This is a genomic window from Actinocorallia sp. A-T 12471, assembly GCF_033875155.1.
In the GTDB taxonomy this organism is placed as follows: domain Bacteria; phylum Actinomycetota; class Actinomycetes; order Streptosporangiales; family Streptosporangiaceae; genus Actinocorallia.
Map to the genome: position 1 here is coordinate 175,519 of NZ_JAWZTE010000012.1, position 18,086 is coordinate 193,604.

20 protein-coding genes are annotated in these 18,086 nt (G+C 70.3%); 6 read left to right on the forward strand and 14 right to left on the reverse strand.

From position 1 onward, the window contains the following. The first annotated feature begins 372 nt into the window (after positions 1-372). A complete protein-coding gene (locus tag R9X44_RS28295) occupies positions 373-1,653 on the forward strand; it encodes a DivIVA domain-containing protein (protein ID WP_319817356.1) in 1,281 nt (426 codons plus the stop codon). Between the two features lie 164 nt (positions 1,654-1,817). Continuing rightward, a complete protein-coding gene (locus R9X44_RS28300; RefSeq protein ID WP_319817357.1) occupies positions 1,818-3,371 on the forward strand; it encodes an AI-2E family transporter in 1,554 nt (517 codons plus the stop codon). Between the two features lie 3 nt (positions 3,372-3,374). Here the strand turns inward: R9X44_RS28300 and R9X44_RS28305 are convergent, their stop codons facing one another. The 4 genes from R9X44_RS28305 to R9X44_RS28320 all read right to left on the reverse strand — a co-directional run bounded on the left by R9X44_RS28305 (position 3,375) and on the right by R9X44_RS28320 (position 6,330). Then, a complete protein-coding gene (locus tag R9X44_RS28305; RefSeq protein ID WP_319817358.1) occupies positions 3,375-4,160 on the reverse strand; it encodes an alpha/beta hydrolase in 786 nt (261 codons plus the stop codon). A gap of 100 nt (positions 4,161-4,260) precedes the next feature. Then, positions 4,261-4,971: an alpha/beta hydrolase gene (locus tag R9X44_RS28310; protein WP_319817359.1), complete on the reverse strand. Its 711-nt coding sequence runs from the start codon at positions 4,969-4,971 to the stop codon at positions 4,261-4,263. A gap of 1 nt (position 4,972) precedes the next feature. Continuing rightward, entirely contained in the window at positions 4,973-5,251 is a 279-nt protein-coding gene (locus R9X44_RS28315) for a hypothetical protein (protein ID WP_319817360.1), read from the reverse strand. 20 nt (positions 5,252-5,271) lie between these two features. Beyond that, a complete protein-coding gene (locus R9X44_RS28320) occupies positions 5,272-6,330 on the reverse strand; it encodes a 3-hydroxyacyl-CoA dehydrogenase (RefSeq protein WP_319817361.1) in 1,059 nt (352 codons plus the stop codon). Positions 6,331-6,398: 68 nt separating this feature from the next. On the opposite strand from R9X44_RS28320, the gene R9X44_RS28325 reads away from it, so the two are divergent. Beyond that, positions 6,399-7,544, forward strand: coding sequence for an LLM class flavin-dependent oxidoreductase (locus tag R9X44_RS28325; RefSeq protein ID WP_319817362.1), 1,146 nt, complete (start codon positions 6,399-6,401; stop codon positions 7,542-7,544). Here R9X44_RS28325 and R9X44_RS28330 read toward each other — a convergent pair. The 3 genes from R9X44_RS28330 to R9X44_RS28340 all read right to left on the reverse strand — a co-directional run bounded on the left by R9X44_RS28330 (position 7,513) and on the right by R9X44_RS28340 (position 9,611). Continuing rightward, positions 7,513-7,905, reverse strand: coding sequence for an SCO5389 family protein (locus R9X44_RS28330; protein WP_319817363.1), 393 nt, complete (start codon positions 7,903-7,905; stop codon positions 7,513-7,515). The genes R9X44_RS28325 and R9X44_RS28330 overlap by 32 nt on opposite strands. Positions 7,906-8,079: 174 nt before the next feature. Further along, on the reverse strand, positions 8,080-8,862 hold the full coding sequence (locus R9X44_RS28335; RefSeq protein WP_319817364.1) for a site-2 protease family protein: 783 nt from the start codon (positions 8,860-8,862) through the stop codon (positions 8,080-8,082). Positions 8,863-8,945: 83 nt separating this feature from the next. Next, a complete protein-coding gene (locus R9X44_RS28340) occupies positions 8,946-9,611 on the reverse strand; it encodes a TetR/AcrR family transcriptional regulator (protein ID WP_319817365.1) in 666 nt (221 codons plus the stop codon). A 63-nt stretch (positions 9,612-9,674) separates the two neighbouring features. Here R9X44_RS28340 and R9X44_RS28345 point away from each other — a divergent pair, with 63 nt between their 5' ends. Together R9X44_RS28345 and R9X44_RS28350 are read left to right on the forward strand one after the other, a co-directional pair. Then, on the forward strand, positions 9,675-10,583 hold the full coding sequence (locus tag R9X44_RS28345; protein WP_319817366.1) for an oxygenase MpaB family protein: 909 nt from the start codon (positions 9,675-9,677) through the stop codon (positions 10,581-10,583). Positions 10,584-10,667: 84 nt separating this feature from the next. Then, positions 10,668-11,162, forward strand: coding sequence for a hypothetical protein (locus tag R9X44_RS28350; protein WP_319817367.1), 495 nt, complete (start codon positions 10,668-10,670; stop codon positions 11,160-11,162). A gap of 138 nt (positions 11,163-11,300) precedes the next feature. On the opposite strand, the gene nucS is transcribed toward R9X44_RS28350, so the two are convergent. Beyond that, the gene (nucS, locus tag R9X44_RS28355; protein WP_319817368.1) at positions 11,301-11,981 is read right to left on the reverse strand and encodes an endonuclease NucS; all 681 of its coding nucleotides are present in this window, start codon (positions 11,979-11,981) and stop codon (positions 11,301-11,303) included. A 58-nt stretch (positions 11,982-12,039) separates the two neighbouring features. Here nucS and R9X44_RS28360 point away from each other — a divergent pair, with 58 nt between their 5' ends. Then, positions 12,040-12,555: a GNAT family N-acetyltransferase gene (locus tag R9X44_RS28360; protein WP_319817369.1), complete on the forward strand. Its 516-nt coding sequence runs from the start codon at positions 12,040-12,042 to the stop codon at positions 12,553-12,555. 5 nt (positions 12,556-12,560) lie between these two features. Here the strand turns inward: R9X44_RS28360 and R9X44_RS28365 are convergent, their stop codons facing one another. From R9X44_RS28365 to atpA, 6 genes are all read right to left on the reverse strand, one after another. Then, positions 12,561-13,142, reverse strand: a complete 582-nt coding sequence (locus R9X44_RS28365) for a cob(I)yrinic acid a,c-diamide adenosyltransferase (RefSeq protein WP_319817370.1) — start codon at positions 13,140-13,142, stop codon at positions 12,561-12,563. A gap of 25 nt (positions 13,143-13,167) precedes the next feature. Next, positions 13,168-13,620, reverse strand: a complete 453-nt coding sequence (locus R9X44_RS28370) for a DUF2550 domain-containing protein (RefSeq protein WP_319817371.1) — start codon at positions 13,618-13,620, stop codon at positions 13,168-13,170. A 16-nt stretch (positions 13,621-13,636) separates the two neighbouring features. After that, a complete protein-coding gene (locus tag R9X44_RS28375) occupies positions 13,637-14,026 on the reverse strand; it encodes a F0F1 ATP synthase subunit epsilon (protein ID WP_319817372.1) in 390 nt (129 codons plus the stop codon). 63 nt (positions 14,027-14,089) lie between these two features. After that, the gene (atpD, locus tag R9X44_RS28380) at positions 14,090-15,517 is read right to left on the reverse strand and encodes a F0F1 ATP synthase subunit beta (protein WP_319817373.1); all 1,428 of its coding nucleotides are present in this window, start codon (positions 15,515-15,517) and stop codon (positions 14,090-14,092) included. An 8-nt stretch (positions 15,518-15,525) separates the two neighbouring features. After that, a complete protein-coding gene (locus R9X44_RS28385) occupies positions 15,526-16,428 on the reverse strand; it encodes a F0F1 ATP synthase subunit gamma (RefSeq protein WP_319817374.1) in 903 nt (300 codons plus the stop codon). Positions 16,429-16,431: 3 nt separating this feature from the next. Continuing rightward, on the reverse strand, positions 16,432-18,069 hold the full coding sequence (gene atpA, locus R9X44_RS28390; protein WP_319817375.1) for a F0F1 ATP synthase subunit alpha: 1,638 nt from the start codon (positions 18,067-18,069) through the stop codon (positions 16,432-16,434). Positions 18,070-18,086: the final 17 nt, after the last annotated feature.

An 18,086-nucleotide genomic window follows, 5' to 3' on the forward strand; every position in this document is an offset into this window, starting at 1 on the left:
GGTGACGGCCGGGCCGAAATTACCCGGGCGGAAGGCCGGGAAATCACCAGAACATTGGGAGTAGTCCGGCGTTGCCTGTTTCGTGACGTTATCGAAATCGCCCGGTCACGCACCGGGGTTTCCATGGACGTCTCGGCCTTCATGTCCGGTTCGTCGCGTCACTCTGCGTGGAGAAGCAGGTCTCGAACGCCCATGCGGGAAAAGTAACAAATCCGACAATCTACGCAGTGCGTTCAGATGAGCCCCCAACACGGCAGCGTCGGGAGTACGCTGCTCTCGCCGGAAGAAGCTCTGCGCACCGTCAGGCCATCAACCGGTTGTGAAGTCACACAGATGACCCCGGCCCACTCGTCACACCAGGATTGAGCCTCCATGCAGTCCGACATCGACGCCCAGCTCAGCAACTTCTTCGAAGACACCCCCGCCAAGGAGTTCGACGTAGTCCTCCGCGGCTACGACCGCCACCAGGTGGACGAGCACATCAAGCAGCTCGACAACGAGGTGCGCAAGTCCACCGAGCAGGCGGGCGCGCTCCAGCGCGAGCTCTCCGACGCCCACCGCCAGCTCCAGGAGCAGGAGCGGCCGACCTACTCGGGTCTGGGCGCCCGCATCGAGCAGCTGCTGCGCCTCGCCGAGGAGCAGGCGACCGAACTCGTCGGCGCCGCGCGCTCGGAGGCCAACGAGATCAAGGCCGCCGCGAAGGTGGACGCCGCCGAACTGCGCGCGACCGCCGAGAACGACGCGTCCGAACTGCGCGCCACCGCCCAGCGCGAGGGCGACGACATGCGCAACACCGCCGAGCGCGAGGCCGACGAGGTCCGCACCAGCGCCCGCCGCGAGGCCGACGAGCTGACGTCGACCACCGAGCGCGAGGTCGCCAAGCTGCGCGCCACCGCCGACCACGAGGTCGCCGAGAAGCGGGCCAGCGCCGAGCGTGAGATCGCCAAGCTGCGCACCACCACCGAGCGCGAGGTCGCGCAGCTGCGCGCGTCCACCAAGCGCGAGCGCGACGAGATCCTGACGACCGCCAAGCGGCAGGCCGACGAGATGCGCGCGCAGGCGCAGCGCATCCTCGAGGAGTCCGAGGCACAGCGCGCGCAGGCCGAGGCCGAGTTCGAGATCCAGCTCGCGGCCCGCCGCGAGGAGGCCGACCGCCAGGACGCCGAGCGCCACGCCGCCGCCCAGGCCGCGACGCAGAAGCTCGTCGCCGAGGCCGAGCAGCGGGCGTCGTCCGCCGAGCAGCGGGCGGCCAAGGCCACCCAGCAGGCCGAGCAGACCCGTCGCGAGGCCGACAGCCACGCCAAGCAGCTCATGGCGAACGCGCGCAAGAACTCCGACAACGTCATCGCCGAGGCCAAGTCGCAGGCCGAGCAGCTGCTCGCCGAGACCAAGGCCGAGGCCGAGCGCATCCGCACCGCGGCGCAGCGCCAGGTGGACGAGCTGACCCGTCAGCGCGACTCCATCACCAGCCACCTCAACCAGCTGCGCCAGCTCATCGGCGGCGTCGCCCCGGTCATGTCGCCCCCCGAGGTCGCCGCGCCGGAGCCCGCCCCCGCGGTCGCCGCGCCCGAGCCGAAGGCGGCCCCCGCCGCCAAGGCCGGCGCGAAGAAGCCCGCCGCCGCCGGAGACGACGACGACTGGTGGCAGGAGTAACGCCCTCCCGCTGAAGGCGTGATCCGAACAGACAGTGCCGGACCAGTGTGACTGTGCCGGAAGAAGGGGCCCGAGGTCGGCAACGACCCCGGGCCCTTCGGCGTCTACCACTGCGGGCCTTTTTGTCGGCTACGGTAGATCGTCGTATCGGGTGAGGAGAGCGCATGCGGGATTCCAGCGCGAATCCGTCGGCGGACCATGACCCCGCCACGGTCCCGGACCAGACGACCCCCAACCCACCCCCTCCCAACACACCGGAACAAACGGGCGTCCCGGAGCAGGCGGGGACTTCCGCGCACGCGGGCGTCGCGGAGCAGGTGAGCGCGCCCGGGCAGACCGGTGCTCCGAAGGAGACCGGGCCTTCCGCGAAGGCGGGCGTCCCGGAACAGCCCAGCGACCCGGACCAGGCGGGCGCGGTCGGGCAGGCAGGGGTGCCGGAGCAGGCGGGGACTCCCGCGAAGGCGGGCGTCCCGGAACAGGCGGGCGCGGGCGAGCAGGCGGAGGCGCCGGAGCAGGGCGGGGTTGCGGAAGGTGCGGGGAGTCCCGTGAAGGCGGGTGGGCGGCCGGTGCCGCTGCCGCCCGGGGCGGAGCCTCCTGCGGTCTATCCGGCCGATCCGTTGACGGACATGGGGCAGCGGCATCGGGAGGCGGGGGTCACCGACCTACTGCCGTTCGGGACGCCGGGGCGGCCGCTCAGCCGGTTCCATCCGTTCGTGTTCGGGTTCTCCTCGGTGCTCGGCGGCATCTTCGCGTGGCTGCTCGTCCAGGCGGTGCTCGACGTGCGGCAGGTGCTCATCCTGCTCACCATCTCGCTGTTCCTCGCGGTCGGGCTCAACCCCGGCGTCGAGCGGCTCGTGCAGGTCGGGCTTTCGCGCGGCAGGGCCGTCGCGGTGGTGTTCCTCGCGGTCGCGCTGTTCCTCACCGGCATCGGCTGGGCCGTCGTGCCGCCCGTCGTCACCGAGATCAGCAAGTTCGCCGAGCACGTCCCGGAGTACATCGGGCAGCTCCAGGAGAACAAGCGCATCGCCGAGTTCGACGCGCGCTACAACCTGCTGGAGACCGCACAGCAGAAGCTGCTGGAATCCAACTTCCAGGCGAGCGTCGCCGACTGGGCGCTGGGCGTCGGCAAGGGCGCGCTGTCGGCCATCTTCAACACCTTCACCGTCCTGATCCTCACCCTGTACTTCCTCGCGGCACTGCCGCAGATGAAGAACTTCTTCTACCGGTTCACCCCGCGCACCCGCCGCGCGCGCATCGCGCTGCTCGGCGACGAGATCCTCGACCAGATCGGCGGCTACGTCTCCGGCGCGGCGCTCATCTCGCTCATCGCGAGCGTGTCGGCGTACATCTTCCTCAGCATCGTCGGCGTGCCCTACGCGGCGGTGCTCGCCCTCATCGTCGCGATGACCGGCCTGATCCCGATGGTCGGCGCGACGATCGGCGGCGCGACGGTCACGCTCGTCGGTTTCCTCACCGGCGTGCCCGAGGGCATCGCGTGCGCCATCTTCTTCGTGCTGTACCAGCAGGTCGAGAACTACTTCATCTACCCGCGCATCATGGAGCGCTCGGTCAACGTCCAGCCCGTCGTGACGGTCATCGCCGCGCTCGTCGGCGGCAGCCTGATGGGCGTCACCGGCGCGCTGCTCGCGATCCCGGTCGCGGCGGCGATCTCGCTCATCATCCGCGAGGTCGTCCACCCGCGCCAGGACGCCCGCTGACGGTCACACCGTCGACTTGGCGACCGCGCTGACGAAGTCGGCGACCGACTGGTTGAACAGGTCGGGCTGCTCGATCGACGTCAGATGGCCCGACCTGGGGATGACGTGCAGCTCGGCGTTCGGCAGCGCGTCGGCCATGTGCCGCGCGTCGGCCTCGGTGGTGATGCCGTCCTCCGCGCCGACGATGACCAGCGTCGGGACCCGGACCGAGCGCAGTGTCTCGGTGCTGTCGGGACGGCCCGCCATCGCCCGCTGCGCCCACGCGGCGGCCTTCGGCGGCGTCGCCTGGACCAGGCCACGGATGCGTCCGTAGACAAGGGCGCGCTGCCGCATCGTCGTCGGCCCGACGAGCTTGGGCAGCACCTCTTCGGTCAGCGCGGCGACGCTGCCCTCGGCGGTGAGCCGCTCGGCCATCCGCAACCGGTTCTCGCGTGCCGCGTCGGGGTCGGCGGTCGCCTTGGTGTCGGCGAGGACGAGTCCGCGCACCCGCTCGGGATGCCTGCGGCACAGCGCCATCGCCACATAACCGCCCATCGACAGCCCGCCGATCACCGCGCGCGGGATGTTCTTGGACTTCAGCAGCGCGGCGACGTCGTCGGCCATGGTGTCCACCGACGGCTCCGCCGCGCCGAGTACCGAGCCGCCGAACCCGCGCAGATCAGGAGTGATCACCCGGAACCGACCGGACAGTGCCTCGCGTTGCGGGAGCCACATCGAGGAGGACAGGGGGAAGGCGTGCAGGAGTACGAGCGGAGTGCCTTGACCGACGTCCCGAGCGTACAACTGCATCAGCAATCCCCTTAGAACACCTTGAAACGGTTCAACGCACACTTCCGTACCCGGCTGATCAGGAAAACACCGCGGGCTGGCCGTGTGCGGTCACCGGGCGTCAGAAGGAGACGGGCAGCGGCCAGGACGCCGGCGCGACACGCTTGACGATCTCGTTCAGCACCACCTGCACCGAGGGCTCACCGACCCACAGGTGCTTGGCCCCCGGCACGCCGACGACCTCCGCCTGCGGCACCCGCGCGAAGCGGTGCGCCGCCTCGGGCGGCCTCAGGTAGTCGTCGAGCTCGGGGACGAGCGCGGTCAGCGGGCGGCCGTCGGCGGCCCAGGCGTCGAGGTCGGCGTCGGTCGCGCGGTGCAGCGGCGGCGACAGCAGGATCGCGCCGCGCACCGACGGGTCGAGCCCCCACTTGAGCGCGAGCTCGGTCCCGAACGACCAGCCGACGAGCCACACGTTCGGCAGGTCGTGGTACTCGGCGAACTCCAGCGCGGCCGCGACGTCGTAGCGCTCGCCCTCGCCGCCGTCGAACGCGCCCTGGGAGGTGCCGCGCTCGCTGGTCGTGCCGCGCGTGTTGAAACGCAGCACCGCGAGGTCGGCGAGCGCGGGAAGCCGGTAGGACGCCTTGCGCAGCACGTGGCTGTCCATCATGCCACCGTGCGTCGGCAGCGGGTGCAGGCAGACGAGCGTCGCGACGGGGTCGCGGCCCTCGGGCAGCGCGAGTTCCCCGACGAGTTCGAGTCCGTCGCCGGTGTGCAGCGTGATGTCCTCACGCCGCGCGGGCAGCACGGTGGCCGCCCTGATCTCCGTGGTCATGTCACCTTCTGGGTCGTCGGTGCAGCCTTGCCGACCAGCACGGCCGGTGCCAGTGCCGCCGGTCGTCGGGGCCGCCGCGGTCGGCGGGCCAGGTGACGAGGTGCGGGGTGCCCGGGGGGATCAGCTGGTCGCAGCCCGGACACCGGTAGCTCTTGACCGCCGCGCCCGCGCTCACCGTGCGGACGTGCCACTCGCCGTCGGGCTCCTGCCTTGTCTCCTGCACGCCGAACGCCGACAGCGGACGGGCTCCGCCGTCGCCTCGACGGTTCTTGCGCGCCATGATCTGTAGGTTATGCGAGGTCAGTCGGTCCAGGCTCCGCGCTCGCGCAGGGCCGCGATCGGGCCGACGGGGAAGCCGCAGCCGAGCGTCATGGCGGCGTCGGCGTCGTCGGCGGTGCAGTAGCCGCTGCGGACCATCTCGGCCGCGTCCTCGAGGTACGGACCGTACAGGCTCTCGGCGATCTCCGCCGACGCGGTGCCCTCGACGGGCGCGACGACGGTGCCGGAGCCCGCGCGCTCGTAGGTGTAGAAGCCGCCGCCGGACTTGCGGCCGACCGAGCCCTCGCCGACCAGCTTGCGCAGGATGCCCGCGGGCGCGTGCCTGGGCGAGCCCGAGTCGGCGTGGACGGCCTCGAGGACCTCAAGGCACGTGTCGAGGCCGATGAGGTCCATCAGGGTCAGCGGGCCCATGGGCAGGCCGAGGTCCTTCAGGGAGGCGTCGATGTCCTCCTTGGCGACGCCGGACTCCACGAGCTGGGCGGCCGGGCCGAGCAGCCCGAACAGCAGCCGGTTGGCGACGAACCCGGCGCGGTCCCCGATCGTCACCGGGACCTTGCCCAGGTCGCGGACCAGCGCGGTGACGGCCTCGACGTACTCGGGCCGCGAACGCTCGCTGTAGATCACCTCGACGAGCTTCATCACGGGGGCCGGGTTGAAAAAGTGCACGCCGACGATGGATTCCGGCCGCGAGGTCGCCGCGGCGATCTCCGTCACCGAAAGGGACGAGGTGTTCGTGGCGAGCACCGCGTCGGGCCGGCAGACCTCGTCCAGCTGGGCGAAGACCTTGGCCTTCAGCGAGATCAGCTCGGGCACCGCCTCGATCACCAGGTCGCAGTCGGCGAGGGCCTTGAAGTCGGTGCTGAAGGTGATCCGGCCGAGGATCTCGTCGCGGGCCTCCTCGGTGAGCTTGCCGCGGGTGACCGCGCGGGCGGTGGAGCCCTCGATGCCAGTTCTGCCGCGCTCGAGCGCCGTGTCGTTCACCTCGACGCCCACCGTCTCGACGCCGCCGCGGGCCAGCACCTCGGCGATGCCAGCGCCCATCGTGCCGAGTCCGACCACACCCACCTTGCCGAAGCCCATAGCCGTTCCTCTCAAGCCGTCACTGTGCAGAAGTCTGGCAGACGCCTCCGGCGGGCAGGCAGACGACCATGCGCTTCGGACTCTTCCTCCCCGCCGGGCAGTGGCCCGGCCAGTCCCCCGCCGACGCCCTGCGCCGCACCGTCACGCTGGCCAGAGCCGCCGAGGACGCCGGTTTCGACGAGGTATGGCTCGCCGAACACCACTTCATGACCTACGGGGTGTGCCCGTCGGCGACGGTCCTGGCCGGGCACCTGCTGGCGGCCACGTCACGGATCGCGGTCGGCACCGCCGTCGCGGTCCTCTCCGCCCGGCACCCGGTCGCCCTCGCCGAGGAGGCCGCGCTCCTGGCGTCCCTGGCCCCCGGCCGCTTCCTGCTCGGCATCGGCCGCGGCGGCCCCTGGCGCGAACTCGAGGTCCTCGGCACCGGCCTCGACCGCTACGACCATGCCTTTCCCGAATCCCTGGACCTCCTCCTCACCTGCCTGACCCCCACAGAACCCCAAGAATCCCCCGAGCGCGGGCACAACACCCGCGCACACGACGGGGGCCGCGCCGACGCCGACGCCCGGGAATCCGCCGAGCACGGGCCTGACGCCCGCGCGTGGGGTGGGGGCCGTGCTGTTGCGGCGGAGGGGAGGTTCTTCAGGTTTCGGGAGGTGCCGTTTGTGCCGGTGCCCGAGGTGGCGCCGCCCGTGTTCCTGGCGTGTACCAGTCCCGCGTCGGAGGAGCTCGCGGCGCGGCGGGGGTTGCCGATGCTGCTCGGGATGCATGTGGGCGATGCGGAGAAGGCGGAGGCGATCGCGCGGTACCGCGCGCTGGGCGGGCCTCGGGAGGTCGGGCATGTGGCGACGGGGCTCGCCTGGGTGGGGCGTAGCCGTGCGGAGGCCCAGAAGACCGTCAGGGCGGAGCTGCCGCGCTGGATGGGTCCCGGCCTGGCCGGATACGTCGCGGTCGACGGACGGCCTCGTCAGCAGCGCGATGCGGCCGCCTACGCGGCCGAACTCGCCGAGATGCACGCCGTGGGCGACGCGGACGACTGCACGGCGGCCCTGGAGCGCGCCTGCGCCGTCCCGGGCGTCGAGCGCGTCGTGCTGCTCGCCGAGTGCGCCGCCGACCCCCGGCGCGTCCTGGAAAACGTGCGGAGCCTCGGCAGGGACGTCCTGCCGAGGCTCCGGGTGCCCGTCAGCAGTCGCGCAGGTGCGGCTGCTGGTTGAGGATCTGCTCGCGTGCCGTGACGAACTGCCGGTAGGTGTCGGTGTCCCCGGCCTTGCCGGGGAAGACCGCGACCCGATGGCAGTTCTGGAATGCCAGCTTGACGCCGAAGTAGCGCTCGATACTGCCGCGCATGGCGTCACTCGCCAGAACTCGCAGGAGCTGCCCGCGCGCCTGCTCGTCCGGAGGAGGGGTCTGGTTGTCGGCGAAGTCGCCTCCTGCGACTTCGAGATCGGCGACCAGACCGCTGATCAGATCCCAGGCGTACGGGAGCGAGGTCCGGATGCACTCGACGAACGTCGCGTCGTCGATCTCACCTTGCTGTGCTCTCGCGAGCAGTTGGGGGGAGACATCAAGGGACATGCGTGTGGCTTCCTTCCGCCGAAGTGTCCACCGGTGACGCTAATCACCTTTTCGTGAGACGTCCAGTGTGAACGCGTACGGAAAGCGAGCTTTCGCTGACAAACCCGTGACATTTCCCTTACCCGGCAGACTTCCACCCCGGCGCCGCGCTGGGCGGGCGCGCGCCGGGCGCGGTCACCAGAACATGAAGACCGAGTGCCCGACCTGCGCGAAGTCCCGTGGGATGCCGAACAGGCCGGTGATCGCGTAGATCACCGAGAAGAACGCCCGGTTCAGCGGCGGTATCCACAGCAGCGCGATCAGGCCGATGAACACCCACATCCCGTACGGCGCGACCTTGTTGACGAACGCGCGCGGCAGGTACGGCTCCCAGATGCCGAAGCCGTCGAGCCCCGGCACGGGCAGCAGGTTCAGCACCGCCGCGGTGATCTGGAGGAAGCCGAGGAAGGCCAGCGCCACCCAGAACACCGCGTGGTCCGGCCCCGCCCACTGGTGGATCGCCGCCCCGCACAGCAGCGCGAACACGATGTTGGTGAGCGGCCCGGCGAAGGACACCATGCTGTGCCTGAGCCTGCCCTGAATCGCGCCGCGGTCGATCCATACCGCGCCGCCGGGCAGGCCGATGCCGCCGAGCATCAGGAACAGCACGGGGAGCACGATGCTGAGCGTCATGTCGGTGTACTTCAGCGGGTCGAGCGTGAGGTAGCCGCGCGCGGCCACCGAGCGGTCGCCGAAGCGGTGCGCGAGCGCGGCGTGGCCGAACTCGTGCAGGCACAGGGACACCACCCATGCGCCCAGCACGAAGCCGAACACCGCGAGGCCCGCCTGGCTCGACGGCCCCACCCCCGGCTCCCAGGCCGACCACCACACCAGCAGGCCGCACACGACCGTGAAGGCCACGATGCCGAGGAAGACCGGGCTGATCCCCCTGCCCGAACCGCGCTGTGTCTGTCTCACGAGCCGAACGCTACCCGCAGGCCCCCACTTCCGCTTCCGGCCCTGTGGATAACTCTTCGGCGACGATCGGGCCGCGCGGGACGTCAGGGGATGAGGGCCGGGACGACGTAGGTGCGCAGGAACTTCGCGGTCTCGGCCTCCGGGCGGTCCAGCGGGGCGAGGCTGAGCGAGGAGATGAGCCGGAACAGGAACTCCACGGTCCCGTTGACCTCGAGGCCGGGACGCAGCAGGCCCGCGTCGCGCGCGGCGCGGAAGTAGGGCTCGACCCGCTCGGCGCACAGGTCCATGGCCCGCTGCGACGACTGCGCGAGCGCCTTGTGCGTGTGCCCGACGGCCTCGGGCGCGAACAGCGCGGCGAACTTCGGCTCGCCCTGCACGAACCGCACGGCGTCGAGCACCCCCGCGACGACGGCCTCCGCCGGGTCGAGCTCGGCGGGCACGTTCGCGACGAGTCCGTCGAGGAAGCGCCCGACGTCGCGCAGGAACACCGCGAGGATCAGCTCGTCGCGGCCGCCGGAGAAGTTGCGGTACAGCGTGGCCCGCGACATGCCCGCCGCGTGCGCGACGTCCTCGACCGTCGTCTTGGCGACGCCGAAGCGCGCGAAGCACTCCTCGGCGGCGTCCACGATCCGCTCGGCCGACGACCTGGCCCCCGAGGCCCCCGAGGCCCCCGAAGCCCCCGAAGCGGGCGGCTCGGCGGCGGACGGCGGCGGGAAGGACGCGGAGGGCGTGGCGGCACCGGAGGGCATGGTCACACCCTATCCGTGAGACACCACTTGCAATTTGTCTCAGCACTCCGTAAGTATGTGCTTATGAACCTCAGGAAACAGATCGATGACTCCTACTGGGGCATGCTCGCCGCCGCGCACCTCCCCGGCGAGCAGTACACCGAGCCCGTCGGCGACCCCGGCCTCTTCGGCCCCGGCTCGGCCGTCTGGTACGTGCACGGCGACGTCTCCGGCGTCCTGGGCGGCGTGTCCGGGCTGCTGCTGGGCACGCTCAACGAACCCGTCACGCACGGCACGAACCAGCACTCGAACTACCTCCAGGACCCGATCCGCCGCCTCGGGTTCACCAGCAGCTTCGTCAGCGGCATGACGTACGGCGCGACGCCCGTCGCGGAGAAGCTCGCCGGAATCGTCAGGACCATGCACAAACGCGTGCACGGCACGATGCCCGACGGCCGCCCCTATTCCGCGACGAGTTCCGCCGACATCATCTGGACCGGGATCACCCAGTCCGCGCAGGCCGCCAAAGCCCATCAGCGCTACCACCCGAAGCCCCTCGACGGAAAAGGAATAGACGAGTATTTCGCGCAATACGCCGTCGTCTCGGAAATGCTCGGCGCGACCGACGTGCCCAAGTCGCGCGCCGACGTCGCCGACTACTTCGCGATGATGCGCCCGCGTCTCACCGTCTCGGAGGAGACCCTCGAAGCCATCGGGTTCCTACGCGGCCCGGTGGGCGGCGACCCCGTCACCCGCTACTCCACGCAGGTCATCAGCCGTGTCGCGACCGACCTGCTGCCGTCGTGGGCCAAGCGGCTGCTGGGCCTCACGCCGCGCACCCCGCTCGGCCCGCTGGCCGCCCGCGCGGCAGGACACGCCCTCACCCGGACGCTCCGCTACGGCGTCCACCAGCGGATCGTGGAGGAGGCGCACGCCCGCGTCGGCGTCCCTTATCCGTCAGGTATTTCCGACAAGAAGTTGTTTTTCCGATAATTGACCAAGCACAAGCGCGACGACAAGATTCACCATCACCCTTCTCGGACAGGTCATCGGATAACGATCTCTCCGGGAGGATGCATGATCAAGCTCCTGCTCTGTGCGGCGAGCGCCGCGGCCGTCCTGGCCACGACACCGTCCGCCTTCGCGTCGACGTCGACGATTCCCGCAGCTCCACCACCGGCGAAGCCGGCGAACCCGAGCACTGCCGTGGCCGCGGACTCCTCCGCCACGGCGGGCGCAAGGCTCGCCGCGCCCAAGGTGGACGACCAGCTGCGCCGCTACCGGGTCTCGGTGCGCCTCGACCTCCAGGACCACCGGCGTGACCGGTCCCTGCTCGAGGTACAGATCCAACGTTCCGACACCAACCGCGTCCTGCGTGACGCGCGCGCGTGCCTCCAGCGCAGGGAGGTCCGCGGGTACGACCGCCGCTTCGTGACGGTCTCGTGCCGCCGCACCGACCGGTTCGGGCAGACCGGCTGGGTGCTGCGCAACAACCGCACCTACCGTGTGTTCGTGCCGGGCACGCGGACGCACTATGCCAGGTACACCTACTCGTTCAGCCCCGACCTCTGACAAGGGGGATGACTGACAAGGGGGACGACTGACGAGACGGGCGCCGGAACGAGCGGCGCGCATCGGGCACGGGCCGCCTCCCGGGACACCCGCGCAAGGGTTCACCCGCGCGCGGGCCTCAGGAGGCGGCTCACCGCGTTAGAAGAGCATCCCTTCCTTCTCGATGCCGCGCAGCGCGTCGTAGTCGAGGGTGACGGTGTCGATGCCGCGGTCATGCGCCAGGACGCGCGCCTGCGGCTTGATCTCCTGCGCGGCGAACACGCCCTTCACCGGGGCGAGCAGCGGGTCGCGGTTCAGCAGTTCCAGGTACCTGGTGAGCTGCTCGACGCCGTCGATCTCGCCGCGCCGCTTGATCTCGACCGCGACGGTGCCGCCGGACGCGTCGCGGCACAGGATGTCGACGGGCCCGATGGCCGTCGGGTACTCGCGGCGGACCAGCCGGTACCCCTCGCCCAGCGTGGTGATGTGCTCGGCGAGCAGTTCCTGCAGGTGCGCCTCGACGCCGTCCTTCTGCAGGCCGGGGTCGACGCCGAGCTCGTGGGTGTGGTCGTGCAGGATCTCGAAGATCGTGAGGATGAGCTGTTCGCCCGACTTGCCGTGCGTGACCGTCCACTTCGCGATGGCCCCGTGCTCGGTGTAGGGCTCCTCGCGTACCGAGCAGGGCGGGTTCATCCAGTTCAGCGGCTTGAAAGCTCGGTCGTCGGCGTGGATCGAGACGCTGCCGTCGGCCTTCATCAGCACGAGGCGGGTCGCGAGAGGCAGATGGGCGGTGAGCCGCCCCACGTAGTCCACGGAGCAGCGGGCGATGACGAGACGCATGGGCCAAGTCTCCCACCGCCCTCGCCCCTCGCGGCCGGGGAACGGCAGACTCTGGGGTGTGAGCGACGTGAGCGACCTGAGCGGCCTGGTCATCCGCAAGGCGAGGCCCGCCGACGAGGCGGCCCTCGCCGACCTCGACCGGCGCACCTGGGCCCCGGACAACTCGGCGGTGCCGCGTCCCGCCGCGGGCCCGCACTTCTTCGACCGCTTCCACCTGCCCGACCACTTCCTCGTCGCCGAACTCACCGGGCCGGAGGGGAACCGCGTGGTCGGCTTCCTGCGGCTCGTCCAGCCCGTGCTCCAGCAGTCGGCCGCGCACGTCAGGCAGATCCAGGGCCTCGGGGTCGACCACGCGGTCCGGGGCAGGGGCGTCGGCGCGGCGCTGCTCGCCGAGGCGTGCGCCGAGGCACGCCGCCAGGGCGCGCGCAAGATCACCCTGCGGGTCCTGTCGAGCAACACCGCGGCGCGCCGCCTGTACGAGCGGGCCGGCTTCCACGTCGAGGGGGTGCTCCGCGAGGAGTTCCGCGTCGAAGGCGTCTACGTGGACGACATCCTTATGGCCCGCCGTCTGTAAGCCGCTCAGCCGCCCGGCTTCCACAGCACCTCCGCGCCCGCAGACGCGGTGCGGCACAGGATGAACAGCAGGTCCGACAGCCGGTTCAGATAACGCGCGGTCAAGGGGTTCACCTTGTCCCCGTGCTCCTCGAGCGCGGCCCACACCGAGCGCTCCGCGCGGCGCGAAACCGTCCGGGCGACGTGCAGGTGCGCGGTCGGCAGGTCGCCGCCGGGCAGGATGAAGCTCCGCAGCACGGGCAGGGGCGCGTTGAACTCGTCGCACCACGCCTCAAGGCGCTCCACGTAAGCCGGAGTGACCCGCAGCGGCTCGTAGCCGAGGTCGGGGACGACCGGGGCCGACAGGTCGGCGCCGACGTCGAACAGATCGTTCTGGACGCGGCGCAGCACCGCCGCGACGTCCTCGGCAAGCCCCCCGGTCGCCAGCGTGACCCCGAGGAAGGCGTTGGTCTCCTCCACGTCGGCGTACGCCGCGAGACGCGGGTCGGTCTTCTTGGTGCGGCTCCCGTCGCCGAGGCCGGTGCTTCCGTCGTCCCCGGTACGGGTGTAGATCCTGGACAGGACGACGGGTTCGTCTTCACGGCTCATACCGGCAAGGGTAGAGCGCGCCGCCTCAGGCCCCGGAGGGCAGGTCCACCGGCCAGCCGGGAGGCGAGGACTCGAGCCAGGCGAGGAACCCCGTCAGCGCCGCGAGCGACATCGCGAGTTCAAGCTTGACGTCCCCGTTGCGGATCTCGATGATCGCCGCGTCGTTCGTCAGCGCGTCGGCCTCGCCGTCGGACGGGCTGCGCCGGCCGAGCACCACGAGCCCGCGCCGCTGGATCACGATCCGCGGCCTGCGCCGGAACCCGAAGATCTGGTGCCACTGCAGCTCGTCGCCCTGGTAGCGGCCGATGCCGAGCCGCCACACCCCGGTGCCGCCGAGATCGCGGAGACTGCACTCCACCGTGCCGCCGCCCAGCTCGAGGAGCCAGCGGCGCAGCGTCATCGCGCCGAACAGCGCGACGACGATCAGCACAACGGCGACGAGCACCCAGCCGGTGATCTCTGCCAGGTGCTCGCCCACGTGTTGCCGGTCTCTCTCAGACGTCCGCGCCGGCGGCACGGAGCCTGGCCCTGGCCCGCCGCTCGGCCACCTGCGCCGGGTTGTCCCCGTCGCCTCCGGCCTGGGCCGCGGCCAGCGTCTGCCTGGCCTCCGCGAGGTCGATCTCGGCGCCGAGCTCGGCCTGCTCGGCCAGGATCGACACCTCGTTGTCGGCGACGGAGAAGAACCCGCTGCCGACCGCCGCGATGACGGGGTCGCCACCGGACGGGAAGATCTTCACGACGCTGCCGTCGACAAGGACGCCCAGCACCGGGGAGTGACCGGTACGGATACCGATCTCACCCTCGATGGTCTGCGCGACCACCATCTCGGCTTCGCCCGCCCACACCTCGCGCTCGGGCGAGACGAGGGCGACTCTGATCGCCATAGTGTCTCTCCTCTTCCAGGAAGGGCCGCCGGGGCCGAGCGGCCCCGGCGGCGGGAGTCCGCCTTACTTGGCGAGCTCCTTCGCCTTCTTCTCGACGTCGTCAACGCCGCCGCACATGAAGAACGCCTGCTCGGGGATGTGGTCGTACTTGCCCTCGGTGAGGGCCTTGAACGACGCAACCGTCTCGTCGAGCGGAACGGTGACACCGGGCTGGCCGGTGAACTGCTCGGCGACGTACATCGGGTGCGACAGGAACCGCTCGATACGACGCGCGCGCTGCACGGTGACCTTGTCGTCCTCGGACAGCTCGTCGATACCGAGGATCGCGATGATGTCCTGGAGCTCCTTGTACTTCTGGAGGATCCCGATGACGCTCTGGGCCACGTCGTAGTGCTCACGGCCGATGATCGCCGGGTCCATGATCCGGGAGGAGCTGTCCAGCGGGTCGACCGCCGGGTAGATGCCCTTCTCGGTGATGGCCCGCGAGAGCACGGTACGCGCGTCGAGGTGCGCGAACGTGGTGTGCGGCGCGGGGTCGGTGATGTCGTCCGCGGGGACGTAGATCGCCTGCATCGAGGTGATCGAGTGACCGCGGGTCGAGGTGATGCGCTCCTGCAGCTGGCCCATCTCGTCGGCCAGGGTGGGCTGGTAGCCCACCGCGGACGGCATGCGGCCCAACAGCGTGGAGACCTCGGAACCGGCCTGGGTGAAACGGAAGATGTTGTCGATGAACAGAAGCACGTCCTGCTTCTGGACGTCGCGGAAGTACTCCGCCATCGTCAGCGCCGACAGGGCGACCCGCAGACGGGTGCCGGGCGGCTCGTCCATCTGGCCGAACACCAGCGCGGTGTCCTTGAGGACGTTGGCCTCGTCCATCTCGACCCAGAGGTCGTTGCCCTCACGGGTGCGCTCGCCGACGCCGGCGAACACCGAGGTGCCACCGAAGTTACGGGCGACACGGGTGATCATCTCCTGGATCAGCACGGTCTTGCCGACACCGGCGCCACCGAACAGACCGATCTTGCCGCCCTTGACGTACGGGGTCAGCAGGTCGATGACCTTGATGCCCGTCTCAAGGATCTCGGTCTTCGACTCGAGCTGGTCGAACGGCGGGGCGCTGCGGTGGATGCCCCAGCGCTCGTTCACCTCGAGGGAGGCGACGGGCGTGTCGAGGCACTCGCCGAGGGCGTTCCACACGTGGCCCTTGGTCACGTCGCCGACGGGCACGAGGATCGGGTCGCCGAGGTCGGTGACCGTGGAGCCGCGCACCAGACCGTCGGTCGGCTGCATGGAGATGGTCTTGACCACGTTGTCACCCAGGTGCTGGGCGACCTCGAGGGTCAGGGTCTTGGTCTCCGCGCCGAGCGTGACGTCGACGTGGAGGGCGTTGTTGATCGGAGGCATCGCGTCGGCGGGGAACTCGACGTCGACGACCGGGCCGATGACCCGGACGACGCGGCCGGTGCCGATCGCTACCGCAGTTGAAGACATGTTCCTTTTCACTCCCCGCGACCGGCGTCGGCGAGCGCGTCCGCGCCACCGACGATCTCGCTGATTTCCTGGGTGATCTCGGCCTGGCGCGCCTGGTTGGCCTGGCGCGAGTAGAGCCCGATCAGATCATTGGCGTTGTCCGTCGCCGACTTCATGGCACGCCGCCGCGCCGCATGCTCGGAGGCCGCGCCCTGGAGCAGCATGTGGAAGATGCGGCTCTCGATGTAGTTGGGCAGCAGCAGGTCGAGCGCGGTGCTCGCCGACGGCTCGAAGTCGTAGGACGGCGGCACCGTGTCCGGGCGCTCGACGTCCTCGAGCTGGAGCGGCAGCAGGCGCTTGACCTGGACCTCCTGGGTGAGCATCGAGACGAACTCGGTGTAGACCACGTGGATCTCACCGACCCCGCCCTCGGCGTCGGTCTTCAGGAAGTCCTCGACCAGCTTGCGGCCGACGCGCTCGGCGCTGGGGAAGTCCGGCTGTCCGGAGAAGCCGGACCAGTGCCCGCCGAGCTCACGGTCGCGGAACTGGTACCAGGTGACGCCCTTGTTGCCGATCACGTACGGGACCGGCTCGCGGCCCTGCTCGCGAAGCAGCGCCTGGAGCGCCTCGGCCTCACGGATCACGTTGGAGTTGTAGCCGCCGCAGAAACCGCGGTCCGACGTGATGACCAGCACGGCCGAGCGCTTGTCCGCGGGCTGCTCGCGCAGCAGCGGGTGGTCGATGCCCGGACGGTGGCTGACCAGCGCGGACAGCGCCGCGGTGATCTTGTCGGCGTACGGCTTGGAGGCGGCCACGCGCTCCTGTGCCCTGGTGATCCGGGAGGTGGCGATCAGCTCCTGCGCGCGCGTGATCTTCGCGGTCGAGCTGACCGACTTGATCTTGCCGCGCAGGACTCGAAGCTGAGCTCCCATGGATCAGACCTTCTTGACGCGCTTGATGGTCTCCTGCTCGACGTCCTCAGCGCCCAGGGGCTCGACCGGCTCGTCGACGCCCAGAAGGGTGCCGGCGCTCGTGGTGAAGCCCTTCTTGAACTCGGTGACCGAGTCCTTCAGGGTCGTCAGCGCGTCGTCGGAGAGCTGTCCGGTCTCCCGGATGCCCGCCAGGAGGCCCTTGGAGTTGGCCTCGATGTAGTCGAGGAACTCGGCCTCGAACCGGCGGATGTCCTCCACCGGAACCTCGTCGAGCTCGCCGGACGTACCCGCCCACACCGAGACGACCTGCTTCTCGACGGGGAACGGGCTGTACTGCGGCTGCTTCAGCAGCTCGACAAGGCGGGAGCCGCGGTCGAGCTGGGCCTTGGAGGCCGCGTCGAGGTCGGACGCGAACGAGGCGAACGCCTCGAGGTCACGGTACTGCGACAGCGAAAGCCGCAGCGTGCCCGCGACCTTGCGCATCGCCTTGATCTGCGCGGAGCCGCCGACCCGGGACACGGAGATACCGACGTTGATGGCCGGCCGCACACCCTGGTTGAACAGGTCGGTCTCGAGGAAGCACTGGCCGTCGGTGATCGAGATGACGTTGGTCGGGATGAACGCCGAGACGTCGTTGCCCTTGGTCTCGATGATCGGCAGACCCGTCATGGAGCCCGCGCCAAGGTCGTTCGACAGCTTCGCGCAGCGCTCGAGCAGACGCGAGTGCAGGTAGAAGACGTCGCCCGGGTAAGCCTCACGGCCCGGCGGACGGCGCAGCAGCAGCGACACGGCGCGGTACGCCTCGGCCTGCTTGGACAGGTCGTCGAAGACGATCAGGACGTGCTTGCCCTGGTACATCCAGTGCTGGCCGATCGCGGAACCGGTGTAGGGCGCGATGTACTTGTAGCCGGCGGGGTCGGACGCGGGAGCCGCCACGATGGTGGTGTACTCCAGCGCGCCCGCCTCCTCCAGCGTGCCGCGAACGGCAGCGATGGTGGAGCCCTTCTGACCCACGGCGACGTAGATGCAGCGGACCTGCTTGTCCGGGTCACCGGACAGCCAGTTCTCACGCTGGTTGATGATGGTGTCGACGCAGACCGTGGTCTTGCCGGTCTGCCGGTCGCCGATGATGAGCTGGCGCTGACCGCGGCCGATCGGCGTCATGGCGTCGATGGCCTTGATGCCGGTCTGCAGCGGCTCGCTCACCGACTGACGCTGCACGACGGTGGGAGCCTGCAGCTCCAGCGCGCGGCGCTCGGTCGAGTCGATGGGGCCCTTGCCGTCGATCGGGTTGCCCAGCGCGTCGACGACGCGGCCAAGGAACTCGTCGCCGACCGGGGTGGAGAGGACTTCGCCGGTGCGACGCACGGGCTGGCCCTCTTCGATCTTGGTGTAGTCGCCCAGTACGACCGCGCCGATCTCGCGCGCGTCGAGGTTCAGCGCCAGACCGCGGATACCGCCCTCGAACTCAAGGAGCTCGTTGGCCATCGCCGAGGGGAGGCCCGAGACGCGAGCGATACCGTCGCCGGACTCGGTGACAGTGCCGACCTCCTCGCGCGCGGCCGCGTCGGGCTCGTACGACTGGACGAAACGCTCCAGCGCGTTCCGGATCTCATCCGGACGGATCGTCAGCTCCGCCATGATTCCTCTCTTGCCCT